The sequence below is a fragment of the Cognatiluteimonas weifangensis genome, from assembly GCF_003416885.1.
GTDB lineage: Bacteria > Pseudomonadota > Gammaproteobacteria > Xanthomonadales > Xanthomonadaceae > Cognatiluteimonas > Cognatiluteimonas weifangensis.
Genome location: NZ_QVPD01000007.1, coordinates 114496 through 127862, shown reverse-complemented (window position 1 = coordinate 127862; position 13367 = coordinate 114496). Strand labels below are relative to the sequence as shown.

General features: G+C 70.0%; 10 protein-coding genes. All 10 read left to right on the top strand.

All coding sequences use genetic code 11. From position 1 onward, the window contains the following. The first annotated feature begins 7 nt into the window (after positions 1 to 7). The 10 genes from D0Y53_RS08455 (at position 8) to D0Y53_RS08410 (ending at position 13122) form a co-directional block, all read left to right on the top strand. Positions 8 to 2041, top strand: a complete 2034-nt coding sequence (locus D0Y53_RS08455) for a tetratricopeptide repeat-containing sulfotransferase family protein (RefSeq protein ID WP_117202787.1) — start codon at positions 8 to 10, stop codon at positions 2039 to 2041. A 75-nt stretch (positions 2042 to 2116) separates the two neighbouring features. Further along, positions 2117 to 4588 (top strand): TonB-dependent receptor, encoded by a 2472-nt coding sequence (locus D0Y53_RS08450; protein WP_117202786.1) that lies wholly within the window; start codon positions 2117 to 2119, stop codon positions 4586 to 4588. 64 nt (positions 4589 to 4652) lie between these two features. Beyond that, entirely contained in the window at positions 4653 to 6143 is a 1491-nt protein-coding gene (gene putP / locus D0Y53_RS08445; protein WP_117202785.1) for a sodium/proline symporter PutP, read from the top strand. After that, positions 6143 to 7111, top strand: a complete 969-nt coding sequence (gene miaA, locus D0Y53_RS08440) for a tRNA (adenosine(37)-N6)-dimethylallyltransferase MiaA (RefSeq protein ID WP_117202784.1) — start codon at positions 6143 to 6145, stop codon at positions 7109 to 7111. Before putP ends, miaA begins: the two co-directional genes overlap by 1 nt. 282 nt (positions 7112 to 7393) lie before the next feature. Continuing rightward, positions 7394 to 7681 carry an RNA chaperone Hfq gene (gene hfq / locus D0Y53_RS08435; protein ID WP_117202783.1) on the top strand — a complete coding sequence of 96 codons (288 nt, stop codon included), beginning with the start codon at positions 7394 to 7396 and terminating at the stop codon, positions 7679 to 7681. 278 nt (positions 7682 to 7959) lie between these two features. Beyond that, positions 7960 to 9306 carry a ribosome rescue GTPase HflX gene (gene hflX / locus D0Y53_RS08430; protein ID WP_117202782.1) on the top strand — a complete coding sequence of 449 codons (1347 nt, stop codon included), beginning with the start codon at positions 7960 to 7962 and terminating at the stop codon, positions 9304 to 9306. A gap of 54 nt (positions 9307 to 9360) precedes the next feature. Beyond that, complete coding sequence (gene hflK / locus D0Y53_RS08425; protein WP_117202781.1) at positions 9361 to 10455, top strand: FtsH protease activity modulator HflK; 1095 nt, start codon at positions 9361 to 9363, stop codon at positions 10453 to 10455. Beyond that, positions 10452 to 11315 carry a protease modulator HflC gene (hflC, locus tag D0Y53_RS08420; protein WP_117202780.1) on the top strand — a complete coding sequence of 288 codons (864 nt, stop codon included), beginning with the start codon at positions 10452 to 10454 and terminating at the stop codon, positions 11313 to 11315. Before hflK ends, hflC begins: the two co-directional genes overlap by 4 nt. A 16-nt stretch (positions 11316 to 11331) precedes the next feature. After that, the gene (locus D0Y53_RS08415) at positions 11332 to 11520 is read left to right on the top strand and encodes a DUF2065 domain-containing protein (protein WP_117202779.1); all 189 of its coding nucleotides are present in this window, start codon (positions 11332 to 11334) and stop codon (positions 11518 to 11520) included. Between the two features lie 309 nt (positions 11521 to 11829). Further along, positions 11830 to 13122, top strand: coding sequence for an adenylosuccinate synthase (locus tag D0Y53_RS08410; RefSeq protein WP_117202778.1), 1293 nt, complete (start codon positions 11830 to 11832; stop codon positions 13120 to 13122). Positions 13123 to 13367 lie beyond the last annotated feature (245 nt).

The following is a 13367-nucleotide window of genomic DNA, read 5'->3' as shown; positions in this document are numbered from 1 at the left end:
GAGCCGCATGAGTCAAGTGCCTGTCGAGTCCGTGGCGTCCGTCGAGGTCGCCCTGGCCCACGCGTCGCGTCTCCTCGACAGCGATCCGGCCCTGGCCGGCGAACAGGCGACCGAAATCCTGCAGGCCGTCGGCGAACACCCGATGGCGCTGCTGCTGCTGGGCAAGTCGTACGGCATCCGCGGCGACAGCGTGCGCGCGCTGGAGATCCTGGACCGGCTCGCCCGGCAGCAACCGGATTGGGCGCTGGCGCAGGCCGAGCTCGGCATCGCCCTCGGGCGCGCGCGCCGCGGCGAAGCCGCCGTCGCCGCATTGCGCCGCGCGGTGGCGCTGCAGCCGGATCTGCCGCAGGCCTGGCGCGCGCTCGGCGACCACCTGACGGCGATGGGCGACAGCGACGGTGCCGATGCCGCCTACGCCGCGCACGTGCGCCACTCCACCCGCGACCCGCGCCTGCTCGCGGCCGCGAGCGCGTTGCACGACAACCGTATCCCGCAGGCCGAAACCCTGTTGCGCGAGCACCTGCGCCGCGCCCCGACCGATGTCGCCGCGATCCGCATGCTGGCCGAGATCGCGGCGCGGATCGGCCGCAACGAGGATGCCGCGCACCTGCTCGAGCGCTGCCTGGAGCTGGCGCCTGGCTTCCATGCGGCGCGCCAGAACTACGCCATGGTCCTGCACCGCAGCAATCGTCCGCAGGAGGCGCTGGCCGAGGTCGAACGGCTGCTGGCCACCGACCCCCACAATCCCGCCTATCGCAACCTCATGGCGGTAGTGCTGTGTCGTACCGGCGACTTCGGGAAAGCGATCGAGCTTTACGACAGCATCCTCGCCGAACACCCCGACCAGCCGCGGGTCTGGCTCAGTCAGGGGCATGCGCTCAAGACCGCCGGTCTGCGTGAACGCGCGATCACCGCCTATCGCCGCTGCATCGGACTCGATCCTGGCTTCGGTGACGCCTGGTGGAGCCTGGCCAATCTCAAGACCTTCCGCTTCAACGATACCGACATCGCCGCGATGCGCTCGCAGCTGCAACGCGCGGACCTGGAGGACGAACACCGTCTGCACCTGGATTTCGCACTCGGCAAGGCACTCGAGGATCGCGGCGATTACGTCGCGTCGTTCTCGCATTACAGAGACGGAAATGCGCTGCGGCTGGCGCGGGTGCCGTATTCGGCCGATGCGACCAGCGCCCGGCTGCAGCGGGCGGCGGAGATCTACACGCCGGAATTCTTCCGCGAGCGAGCTGGATATGGTGTCGTCGCGCAGGACCCGATCTTCATCGTCGGCATGCCGCGCGCCGGCTCGACCCTGATCGAGCAGATCCTGTCCAGCCACCCGCAGGTCGAGGGCACGATGGAGCTGCCCGAGATCATTTCGCTGACGCGGGCATTGCGTCAGCAAGGCGCCGACGAAGGCCCCGCCCGTTACCACGAGGCGCTGGCCGGGCTCGATGCCGACGCGGTGCGCGCGCTGGGCGAACGCTATCTGGAGAACACCCGCATACAGCGCAAAGCCGGCACGCCGTTCTTCATCGACAAGATGCCGAACAATTTCGCGCACATCGGCCTGATCCAGCTCGCGCTGCCCAATGCCAGGATCGTCGACGTGCGCCGGCATCCGCTAGCCTGCGGTTTCTCGCTGTACAAGCAGCATTTCGCCCGAGGTCAGGATTTCAGCTACGACCTCGACGACATCGGCCGCTACTACCGCGACTACGTCGAGTTGATGGCGCATTTCGACGCGGTCCTGCCGGGCCGCATCCATCGTGTGTACTACGAGCGCATGGTCGAGGACACCGAGGCCGAAGTGCGACGCCTGCTCGACTACTGCGGGTTGCCGTTCGAGCCAGGTTGCCTGCGCTTCTTCGAGAACGCGCGCCCGGTGCGCACCGCCAGCTCGGAACAGGTGCGTCGGCCCATCTATCGCGACGGCGTCGACCACTGGCGCCATTACGAGCCCTGGCTGGGGCCGCTGAAGGCGGCGCTGGGGCCGGTGCTCGACCACTATCCGGAGGTTCCGGTGTTCCAGACCATGCAATAGCCTGATTGACACTCAACGGGAGGGGAGGGGGAAATGCACAGCGTGACAACGAGGCACAAACGCGGATCGACGGGATTGCGGCGCCTGCCGCTGGCCGCGGCGATCTATCTGGCCATGGGCTCGATGGCGCTCGCGCAGGAGGCGCCGGTCCCGGCCGACGACGGTAGCCAGGAGACGCCGGTCGCGACCAGCGCCAACAGCCAGGAGCAAAAGGCGGTCACCCTGGGGACGGTCACCGTCACCGCGCAAAAGCGTGAGGAAAACCTGCAGGAAGTGCCGATCAGCATCCAGGCGATCGGGCAGGCGCAACTGGAACAGCAGAATGTCGCCGACTTCGACGACTACGCCAAGCTGATTCCGAGCCTGTCCTACGGTACCGCCGGCGGCGGCGTGTTCTCCGGTCCGGGCTTCCTGCAGGTGTACATGCGTGGCGTGGCCAGCGGTGGCGACGGCAACCATTCCGGCTCGCGGCCCAGCGTCGGCGTGTACCTGGACGAGCAGCCGATCACCACCATCACCGGCGCGCTGGACGTGCACATGTACGACATCGCCCGGGTGGAGGCGCTGGCCGGCCCGCAGGGCACCCTGTACGGCGCCAGTTCGCAGGCAGGTACCCTGCGCATCATCACCAATAAACCCGATGCATCGCGTTTTGCCGCGAGCGTCAGTGGCGAGGTCAACGTCGTCGACGGCGGCGGCATCGGTCACGTGCTCGAGGGCATGGTCAACCTGCCGGTGAACGACCGCACGGCGTTGCGGCTGGTGGGCTGGCAGAAGCACGACGCCGGCTACGTCGACAACGTGCGCAGTACCATCACCTTCCCGACTTCCGGAATCGTCGCCGACAACACGCGCTTCGTCGAGGACGATTACAACGAAGCCGACACCGTCGGTGCGCGTGCCGCGCTGCAGATCGACCTGGACGACAACTGGACCATCACCCCGACCATCATGGGCCAGCACCAGGACGCGCACGGCAGTACCGGCTACGATCCGAGCGTCGGCGAGTTCAAGGTCATGCATGGCTACCCGGAGTTCTCCAAAGACAAGTGGTACCAGGCCGCGCTCACGGTGCAGGGCAAGGTCGGCAACTTCGACCTGACCTACACCTACGCCCACCTCAAGCGCGACGTCGACTCGGCGGCCGACTACACCGACTACGGCTTCTGGTACGACACTCTCTCCGGGTACGGCGCCTACATGTGCACGGACTTCGACCCGGTGTCCTTCACCTGCGATCCGGCCACCTACATCAATCCGTCGCAGCATATCTTCGCCACCGACGGCTACCGCACAGACAGCCACGAACTGCGTCTCGCATCGCCGGCGGACAACCGTTTGCGCGTGGTTGGCGGCCTGTTCTGGCAGCGGCAGTCGCACGACATTCTGCAGAACTACCAGGTGGACGGGCTGTCGGCGGTGCAGGAAGTGCCAGGCTGGGCGGATACCATCTGGTTGACTGCACAGCAACGCGTCGACCGCGACAAGGCGGTGTTCGGCGAGGTGTCGTTCGACATCACTCCGCGCCTGACCGCCACCGCGGGCATGCGCTGGTTCCGCGCCGACAACAGCCTGTACGGTTTCTTCGGTTACGGCGACTGGGGCTGGAGCAGCTCCTCCGGTGTGGTCGTGTGCACCATCGACCAGCAGTTCCACGGCGCGCCGTGCGTGAATCTGGACAAACGGGTCAAGGAAAGCGATTCGATCGGCCGCTTCAACCTGAGCTGGAAGATCGACGACAACAAGATGGTGTACGCCACCTGGTCGGAAGGCTACCGCCCCGGTGGCATCAACCGTCGCGGCACGGTGCCGCCGTACACCTCCGACTTCCTCACCAACTACGAGGCCGGATGGAAAACGGCGTGGCTGGACAATCGCATCATCTTCAACGGCGCGGTGTTCCGCGAGGACTGGAAGGACTTCCAATTCTCCTACCTTGGCCTCAACGGCCTCACCGAGATCCGCAACGCCAACAAGGCGCGGATCGAAGGCGCGGAACTGGAACTGCAATGGCAGGCCAGCTACAACTTCCTGCTGTCCGGCGGCTTCGCCTGGTACGACGCCAAACTGATGGAGGACTACTGCGGGTTCAACGGCACCGACGGCAACCCCGTCAGTGTCTGCCCGCCAGGCACCATCAATCCGGCCACCGACGAGCCGGTCGACGGACCCGAGGCAGCCAAGGGTACGCGCCTGCCCATCACCGCCAGGTTCAAGGGCAACCTCACCGGGCGCTACAGCTGGGACATCGGTGACAACGAGGCGTACGTGCAGGGTGCGCTGTTCCACCAGGGCAGCCGCCGGGCCGACCTGCGCGATGCCGAGAACGCGCTGCTGGGCGACCTCGATGCCTACACCCTGTTCGACCTGTCGGGCGGCATCGCGCACGGGGACTGGAAGTTCGACCTGTTCGTCAAGAACGTGTTCAACAAGCGCACGGAGCTGACCAAGTTCGCCGAGTGCGCGACCCTGACCTGCGGCTACCAGCCGTATATCGTCAGCACCCCGCCACGAACCATCGGGTTGCGCGTGTCCAGGGAGTTCTGATCCGGCGGACGGCCGGGGCCCAGGCCCCGGCCGTCTACAATGGCCTCCCTCGGGGAGACCACGCATGACCGCCAGCACGCCGCTGCTCGTCACCTTTGCCGCCTATCTGCTGCTGATGGTCGGCATCGGCTTCGCCGCGTGGCGCTCCACCCGCGATTTCGACGATTACATGCTCGGCGGCCGTTCGCTCAACGGCTACGTCACCGCGATGGCGGCCGGCGCTTCGGACATGAGCGGCTGGCTGCTGATGGGACTGCCGGGCGCGCTGTACCTGACCGGCCTCTCGGAAGCGTGGATCGCCGTCGGCCTGGTGATCGGCGCCTGGTGCAACTGGAGGTTCGTCGCCGGGCCGTTGCGCGTGTACACCGAGCGCTGCGACAACGCACTGACCTTGCCGGACTACTTCACCTCGCGCTTTTCCGAGGCAGGCAGGCTGCTGCGGCTGCTGTCGGCGCTGGTGATCCTGGTGTTCTTCGCGATCTACGCCGCCAGCGGCATCGTCGCCGGCGCGCGCCTGTTCGAAAGCGTGTTCGGTCTGCCGTACGCGCAGGCGATGTGGTGGGGCGCGGCGGTCACGATCCTGTACACGATGCTCGGCGGCTTCCTCGCGGTGAGCTGGACCGACACCATCCAGGCCACGCTGATGATCTTCGCCCTGCTGCTGGTGCCGGTGCTGGTGCTGATGCAGGTCGGCGGCATCGGCGCCGGCCTGGAGCTGATCCACGCGACGGATCCGACGCGCTTGCAGTGGATCGGCGCCGGCGGCGGGATCGCGGTGGTCTCGGCGGCGGCCTGGGGCCTGGGCTACTTCGGTCAGCCGCATATCCTGGCGCGGTTCATGGCCGCCGAGTCGCTCGCGACCATTCCGCTGGCCCGTCGCATCGGCATGACCTGGATGATCGCCTGCCTGCTGGGGGCGATGCTGGTCGGCTTCTTCGGCATCGCCTGGTTCGCCGCGCATCCGCAGCATGCGGGCCCGGTGCAGGCCAATCCGGAGCGGGTGTTCATCGTGCTGGCCGAGCTGCTGTTCAATCCGTGGATCGCCGGCATCCTGCTGTCGGCGATCCTGGCGGCGGTGATGAGCACCTTGTCGGCGCAGTTGCTGGTGTGCTCCAGCGCGCTGGCCGAGGACTTCTACCACGGCTTCGTCCGCCCGCACGCCGGCGAACGCGAACTGGTGTGGTTCGGCCGCGCGATGGTGTTGGCGGTGGCGCTGCTGGCGATCTGGATCGCGCGCGACCCGGACAGCCGCGTGCTCGGGCTGGTCGCCTATGCCTGGGCCGGCTTCGGCGCGGCGTTCGGGCCGGTGGTGCTGTTCTCGCTGTTCTGGCGGCGCATGAACGGCTGGGGCGCGCTGGCCGGCATCCTGGTCGGCGCGGCGACGGTGATCGCGTGGAAACAGTACTCCGGCAGCGCACTGTACGAAATGGTGCCGGGCGTGATCGCCGCCAGCATCGCGATCGTGCTGGCCAGCCGCCTGAGTGCGGCGCCCGCGGCCCGGGTCGTGGCCATCCACGACGCGGTGCGGGCGGAACTCGAGACCACCGGCTACTGATGCCGGCCGACCGCCGTCCGCGCGGCATCGCGCTCCTCGGGCCAACCGCCTCGGGCAAGAGCGCGCTGGCCTTGGAGTGGGCGCAGCGGCTGGGCGGCGAGATCGTCAGCGTGGATTCGGCGTTGGTGTACCGCGGGCTGGACATCGGCGCGGCCAAGCCCACGCGCGTCGAACGCGCGCGCGTGCCGCACCACCTGATCGACCTGCGCGATCCGTGGCAGTCGTACTCGGCGGCCGAATTCGCGCACGATGCCCGCGCGGCGATCGACGCGATCCTCGCGCGCGGGCGGTTGCCGATCCTGGCCGGCGGCACCGGGCTGTATTTCCGCGCGCTGCTGCACGGGCTGGCGCCGATGCCGGGTGCGGACCCGGCGCTGCGCGCGCAGCTCGCGCACGAGGCCGAGGCGCGCGGCTGGGCGGCGCTGCATGCCGAGCTCGCGCGGATCGATCCGGCGGCCGCGACACGCATCCACGCCACCGACGCGCAACGCATCCAGCGCGCCCTGGAGGTGTATCGCCTGTCCGGCCGCCCGATCAGCGATTGGCAACGCGGGGCCGCGCCTGCGCGCCTGCCGCTGCGCGTGCTGCCGCTGGTGCTGGCGCCGTCCACGCGCGCCGAATTGCATGCCCGCATCGCGCAGCGCTTCGACGCGATGCTGGTGCAGGGCTTCCTCGACGAGGTCCGCGCGCTGCGCGCGCTGCCGCAACTGCGGGCGCATCCGGCGCCGCTGCAGTTGCCGGCGCTGCGCGCGGTCGGTTACCGGCAGGCATGGGAACACCTGGACGGTGCCACCAGTGCGGACGAATTCCGTGCCCGCGCGATTTTCGCCACCCGCCAGCTCGGCAAGCGCCAGCTCACCTGGCTGCGCGGCGAACTCGGCGCGCGCTGGTTCGATCCGGCCCGCCAGCGCGCGGAGCTCGAGCAGGCGCTGGCGATGTTTCTCGGCGACCGTGCGCCGCTGCCGTAAGCGTGGCGCGCGCCACGGCGGCTGCACGCCTGCCATCGCTCGGGGAGCGCGTGCGGCCGGGGGGGCTGCAAGAAAGGCCGTGGTGCGGCGCTGCCGCGTTCCGTCGCGCCCGCCGGCGCGGTGCGCCGCGCTTCCTGAACGCGACGCGATTCGCACCCGCGCTGCCGGGCTTGCGGTACCATCGGGCCGTCGCCGCCACGGGGAGTGGGTCGGGGGATGCGGGCCGGCCTGCCGGTCCGGTACAACAACAAATCAGAAGCAAGCGCAAAGCTGGGGAAACACATGTCCAAGGGGCAAACCTTGCAGGATCCGTTCCTGAACGCGCTGCGGCGCGAGCGCGTGCCGGTGTCGATCTACCTGGTCAACGGCATCAAGCTGCAGGGCACGATCGAATCCTTCGACCAGTTCGTGGTGCTGTTGCGCAATACCGTCAGCCAGATGGTCTACAAGCACGCGATCTCCACCGTGGTGCCGGCGCGCAACGTGCGCGTGGGGACGCCCGGCCCGACGGCCGCCGGCGGCGATGCCGACGAGGGCGACAACGACGCTGGAGCCGGCGGCGCCGAATAGCCGTCGCTTCCGGCCCTGGCTGGCGCGCGGGCGCCAGAGCCGGGCCGCGTCCCGGGAGGGCAGGCGCCGCCCGGCCGCGCAGTCCGGCGACGTCGGGCGCCGCAGCGCTGGGCCTGCGGCCGCGCCGCACGCGCAAGCCACGCTCCGGCCAGCCCCGGAGCCCGCTGCCGTCCGACCCACGCCCCCCCGGCGTGTCCGGTTCCGGGCCTTGATTTCGTCCGATCCTGCCGCATCTCGACAGGGTCCCTCGCCGTCCCTTCCTCCGGAGACTCCCGCCCTTGTTCGAACGTTCCCGCAAGGGCGAAACCGCGCTGCTGATCCAGCCGCATGCCGGCGGTCCGCCGGACGAGGGCCTGCTGGAGGAATTCGCCGACCTGGCGCGTTCGGCCGGCGCCGGCGTCGCCGCGCTGATCAACGCGCGCATCGACCGGCCCAATCCCGCGACCCTGATCGGCAGCGGCAAGCTCGAGGAAGTCAAGGCCGCCTGCGAGGCGACCGGCGCCGACCTGGTGCTGGTCAACCACCCGCTCAGCCCGGTGCAGGAACGCAACCTGGAACGCGCGCTGCAACGGCGCGTGGTCGACCGCACCGGCCTGATCCTGGACATCTTTTCGCAGCGCGCGCGCAGCGCCGAGGGCAAGCTGCAGGTCGAACTGGCGCAGCTCAAGCACATCGCCACCCGCCTGGTCCGTGGCTGGACCCACCTGGAGCGCCAGCGCGGCGGTTCGATTGGCTTGCGCGGCCCCGGTGAAACCCAGCTGGAAACCGACCGGCGGCTGCTGCAGAAGCGCGTGGAGCAGCTGCAGAAGCGGCTGGACAAGGTCGAGGTGCAGCACGCGCAGATGCGCCGCGCGCGGGTGCGCAGCGAACTGCCGCGGGTGGCCCTGGTCGGCTATACCAACGCCGGCAAGTCGACCCTGTTCAACGCGCTGAGCGGCGCCGACGCCTACGCCGCCGACCAGCTGTTCGCCACCCTCGATCCGACCGTGCGCCGGATCGCGCTGCCCGGCGGCAACGCGGTGCTGGCCGATACCGTCGGCTTCGTCCGCGACCTGCCGCACGAGCTGGTGGCTGCGTTCCGCTCGACCCTGTCGGAGGCGCGCGAGGCCGACCTGCTGCTGCACGTGGTCGATGCCGCCGATCCGGCGCGCGAGGAGCGCATCGCCCAGGTCGATGCGGTGCTGGCGGAGATCGGCGTCGGCGACATCCCGCAGCTGCTGGTCTACAACAAGATCGACCGGATCGCGGTGCGCGCGGCGGCGCAGGACGATGCGGATGCCGCGGCGGCGGCCAGCATGCAGCCGCGCCACGATCGCCCCGGCGAGGCGCGCGAACGGGTCTGGATCTCCGCGCGCGAGGGCCTCGGCCTGGATTTGCTGCGCGCCGCGCTGGGCCAGCGCCTGGGGCTGCGCCGAATCCATGCCGAGCTGCGCCTGCCGCCCGACGCCGGTCGCCTGCGCGCGCACCTGCACGAACTCGGCGCGGTGCGCGCCGAATCCCACGACGAGCACGGCTGGCGCCTGCGCCTGGACCTGGCGCGGGCCGACGCCGTGCGCATCGCCACGCATGCCTACGGTGCACCGCTGCAGGCGCTGTTGCTTGAGACCGGCGGTAGCCCCCCCTAGAATCCCCCGAACGCGGGCCCCCGGCCCGACGTCGCATTCCCTTTTGGAGCAGGCATGGCCTGGAACATCCCCGGCGGGTCCGGCAAGGACGGCCGCAATCCGCGTCGGCGCGGCGGCACGCCCTTCGACCGGCTGCTCGAGCCGTTGCGCGGCCTGTCCGGCGGCGGTGCCGGCGGCGCCGGCCGCTGGATCGCGATCCTGGCGGTGCTGTGGCTGGCGTTCAACTGCTTCGTGCTGGTGGCCGAGCAGCAGCGCGGCGTGGTGCTGCGCTTCGGCCAGCTGGCGCGGGTGATGCAGCCCGGCCCGCACTTCAAGTGGCCGTGGCCGGTGGAACGCGTGTTCAAGGTCAACGCCACCACCATCAAGACCTTCAGCGACACCGTGCCGGTGCTGACCAGCGACGAGAACATCGTCAGCGTCGAGGTCAACGTGCAGTACCGCGTCGCCGATCCGCAGCTGTACCTGTTCGGCACCCGCGATGCCGACCAGGTACTGCAGCAGGCCACCCTGAGCGCGGTGCGCGAGCAGGTGGGCCGCTCCGACCTGGATACCGTGCTCAGCGCGCGCGCGGCGCTGTCGGTGTCGGCCAAGCAGCGGCTGGAAGCGGCGCTCAAGGCCTACGACACCGGGCTGGCGGTGACCGAGCTCAACCTGCCCAACGCGCGCCCGCCCGAAGAGGTCAAGCCGGCCTTCGACGACGTCAACAGCGCGCAGCAGGACAAGGACCGCCTGACCAGCGAGGCGCAGGCCTACGCCGCCAAGATCGTGCCGGAAGCCCGCGGCCAGGCCGCGCGCGTGCGCACCGTGGCCGAAGGCTACAAGGCCGCCACGATCGCGCGCGCCACCGGCGACAGCGAACGCTTCTCGCTGCTGCTGGAGCAGTACCGGGCGGCGCCGGAAGTCACCCGCAAACGCCTGTGGCTGGAGACCGTGCAGCAGGTGCTGGCCGACAACCGCAAGGTGGTCGGCGGCGACGGCCGCCAGCTGATCTACGTGCCGATGGCCGGCCCCGGCGGCGCCGCCAGCGCCGCCACCGCGCCGCTGCTGACCCCGGACATGGTCGCCCCGGCCGTGGACGCCGCCGGCAACGGCGGCACGCGCCCGGGCCGCAGCCCGCGACCTGCCGGCCGCGAGGAGGCCACGCGATGAAGTTCTCCGTCTGGATCCCGATCGCCGCCGCCGCGTTGCTGGCGCTGCTGGGCTCGGTGTACGTGGTCAACGAAGGCCACACCGCCATCGTCCTCAACCTGGGCCGGGTGGCGCGCACCGACGTCGGCCCCGGCCTGCACTTCAAGATCCCGCTGGTGGAAAGCGCGCGGATCTTCGACCGCCGCCTGCAGGTGCTCGACGCCGAACCCGAGCGCTACCTGACCTCGGAAAAGAAGGACGTCAGCGTCGACTTCTTCGCCATCGGCTACATCAGCGACGTGCGCGCGTTCTACCGCGCCACCGGCGGCGACGAGTCGATCGCGGTGCAGCGCCTGGCGCCGATCATCAAGGACTCGCTGCGCAACGAGATCAACTCGCGCACCCTCAAGCAGGCGGTTTCCGGCGACCGTGCGGCGATCGTCGACGCGCAGCTGGCATCGATCAACCGCGGCGCCGCCACGCTCGGCATCACCATCCAGGACCTGCGGATCAAGCGCATCGACCTGCCGGAGGGCGGCGACGTGATCCGCGACGTGTACCGGCGCATGAGCGCCCAGCGCCAGCAGGTCGCCAGCAAGCTGCGCGCCGAAGGCGACGAGGAATCGCAGAAGATCCGCTCCGAGGCCGACCGCCAGCAGGCGGTGATCGTCGCCGAGGCCGAGCGCGACGCGCAGAAGCTGCGCGGCGAAGGCGACGCCGAGGCCGCGCGCATCTACGCCAACGCCTACGAACGCGATCCGGCGTTCTACGCCTTCCACCGCAGTCTGGAGGCCTACCGCAAGTCCTTCGCCGACGGCAATGCGGTGCTGGTGCTGGAGCGCAACGATCCGTTCCTGCAATACCTGCGCAGCGACCGTTGACCGCGCGGCGCCGGCGATGAGCGAGCTGTGGGCCGCGCTGTGCCTGGTGGCGGTGCTGGAAGGCCTGTTCCTGTTCGCCGCGCCCGGCGCCTGGAAGCGCGCCGCCGAGCAGCTGCATGCGCTGCCCAACCGCCACGTCCGCGCCATCGGCGGTCTCGTCGTGATTGCCGGCTTGCTGGCGCTGTATTTCGTCCGCGGCGTCTAGCCCGCACCGGAAAATCCCGGTTCGTGCGCCACCCTCCCGCGCCCCATGATCCGCTCTTTTGACCCCTCGCCCCGCGGCGTGGGGAGACGGAAGGCCAGCCCATGCCGGCTGGCGAGCGGGGCTGCGACTGGCCCCGCCTGCCAAAAACCCGGATAATGCGCCAAAGCCGATGGGGGCGTCCCCACCGGCTTTTTCCGTGTCTGCCTCCGTGGGAGCGGCGCAAGCCGCGAACTTTCTCCCCGGCGCAGGCAATGCGGAAGCGCTCGCGGCTTACGCCGCTCCTACACGCCGCAGCAGGAGTCACAGGTCATGGGTCAGTCAGTCGTCGTTCTCGGCGCCCAGTGGGGCGATGAAGGCAAGGGCAAGATCGTCGACCTGCTGACCCAGGACATCGGCGCGGTGGTGCGCTTCCAGGGCGGCCACAACGCCGGCCACACCCTGGTGATCAACGGCCACAAGACCGTGCTGCACCTGATCCCCTCCGGCATCCTGCGCGAAGGCGCGCTGTGCCTGATCGGCAACGGCGTGGTGCTGCACCCGGGCGCCCTGCGCAAGGAGATCGACGAGCTGGAGGCCACCGGCGTGGACGTGCGTTCGCGGCTGAAGATCAGCCCGGCCACGCCGATCATCATGCCCTACCACATCGCCCTGGATCAGGCGCGCGAGCAGGCCGCCGGCAAGGACGCGATCGGCACCACCGGCCGCGGCATCGGTCCGGCCTACGAGGACAAGGTCGCGCGCCGCGGCATCCGCGTGGCCGACCTCAACTACCCCGCGGAGCTGGCGGACAAGCTGCGCGCCACGCTCGACTACCACAACTTCGTGCTGACCCGGTACCTCAAGGTCGCGCCGGTGGACTTCCAGCAGACCCTGGACGAGGCGCTGGCCTTCGGCGCCTACGTCGACCCGATGAAGTCCGACGTCGCCGGCACCCTGCACGAGCTGCGCCGGCAGGGCAAGCGGGTGCTGTTCGAGGGCGCGCAGGGCTCGCTGCTGGACATCGACCACGGCACCTATCCCTACGTGACCTCGAGCAACACCACCATCGGCGGCGCCCTGGCCGGCGCCGGCGTCGGCGCCGACGCGATCGACTACGTGCTCGGCATCGCCAAGGCCTACGCCACCCGCGTGGGCGGCGGCCCGTTCCCGACCGAGCTCGACGACGCCGTCGGCCAGGGCCTGCGCGACCGCGGCGCCGAGTACGGCGCCACCACCGGCCGTCCGCGCCGCTGCGGCTGGATGGACATCGTCGCACTCAAGCGCGCGGTCGCCATCAACGGCATCAGCGGCCTGTGCATCACCAAGCTCGACGTGCTCGACGGCATGGACAAGCTGAAGATCTGCATCGCCTACGAATACCGCGGCAAGCGCACCGAATACGCGCCGCTGGACGCCGCCGGCTGGGACGAATGCACGCCGGTGTACCTGGAATTCCCGGGCTGGCAGGAGTCCACCCACGGCATCACCGAGTGGGACAAGCTGCCCGCCGCCGCACGCGCCTACCTGCGCGCGCTGGAGGAATTGGCCGGCAGCCCGCTGGCGATCGTCAGCACCGGCCCCGACCGCGACGCCAACATCGTGCTGCGCGATCCCTGGGCCTGAGGCGGCCTTCGGGCGGCTGCGGCTGCAACCCCAGTCCGCGTTGCGCCGGCAGCCACTCACGTCCGCCTGCGCGGTGTCGATGCCCGGCTTGCGCAGCCAGCATGCCGAGGCGTCCGGGGTGACCCAGGGCCTCGGCGTACCCTTGCCGGCGTCGCCGCCACCGGGAGGGCGGAAGAGGGCGGCCAACGGCATCGGCGGCGCACCGTGGCCGGCGTCGCTACCGGCGACGGCCCTCATCCGGCCCC

Coding starts and splice junctions, on each gene's coding strand:
- D0Y53_RS08455 (WP_117202787.1), top strand. CDS start 8: ATGAGTCAAGTGCCTGTCGAGTCCGTGGCGTCCGTCGAGGTCGCCCTG.
- putP (WP_117202785.1), top strand. CDS start 4,653: ATGACCGCCAGCACGCCGCTGCTCGTCACCTTTGCCGCCTATCTGCTG.
- miaA (WP_117202784.1), top strand. CDS start 6,143: ATGCCGGCCGACCGCCGTCCGCGCGGCATCGCGCTCCTCGGGCCAACC.
- hfq (WP_117202783.1), top strand. CDS start 7,394: ATGTCCAAGGGGCAAACCTTGCAGGATCCGTTCCTGAACGCGCTGCGG.
- hflK (WP_117202781.1), top strand. CDS start 9,361: ATGGCCTGGAACATCCCCGGCGGGTCCGGCAAGGACGGCCGCAATCCG.
- hflC (WP_117202780.1), top strand. CDS start 10,452: ATGAAGTTCTCCGTCTGGATCCCGATCGCCGCCGCCGCGTTGCTGGCG.
- D0Y53_RS08415 (WP_117202779.1), top strand. CDS start 11,332: ATGAGCGAGCTGTGGGCCGCGCTGTGCCTGGTGGCGGTGCTGGAAGGC.
- D0Y53_RS08410 (WP_117202778.1), top strand. CDS start 11,830: ATGGGTCAGTCAGTCGTCGTTCTCGGCGCCCAGTGGGGCGATGAAGGC.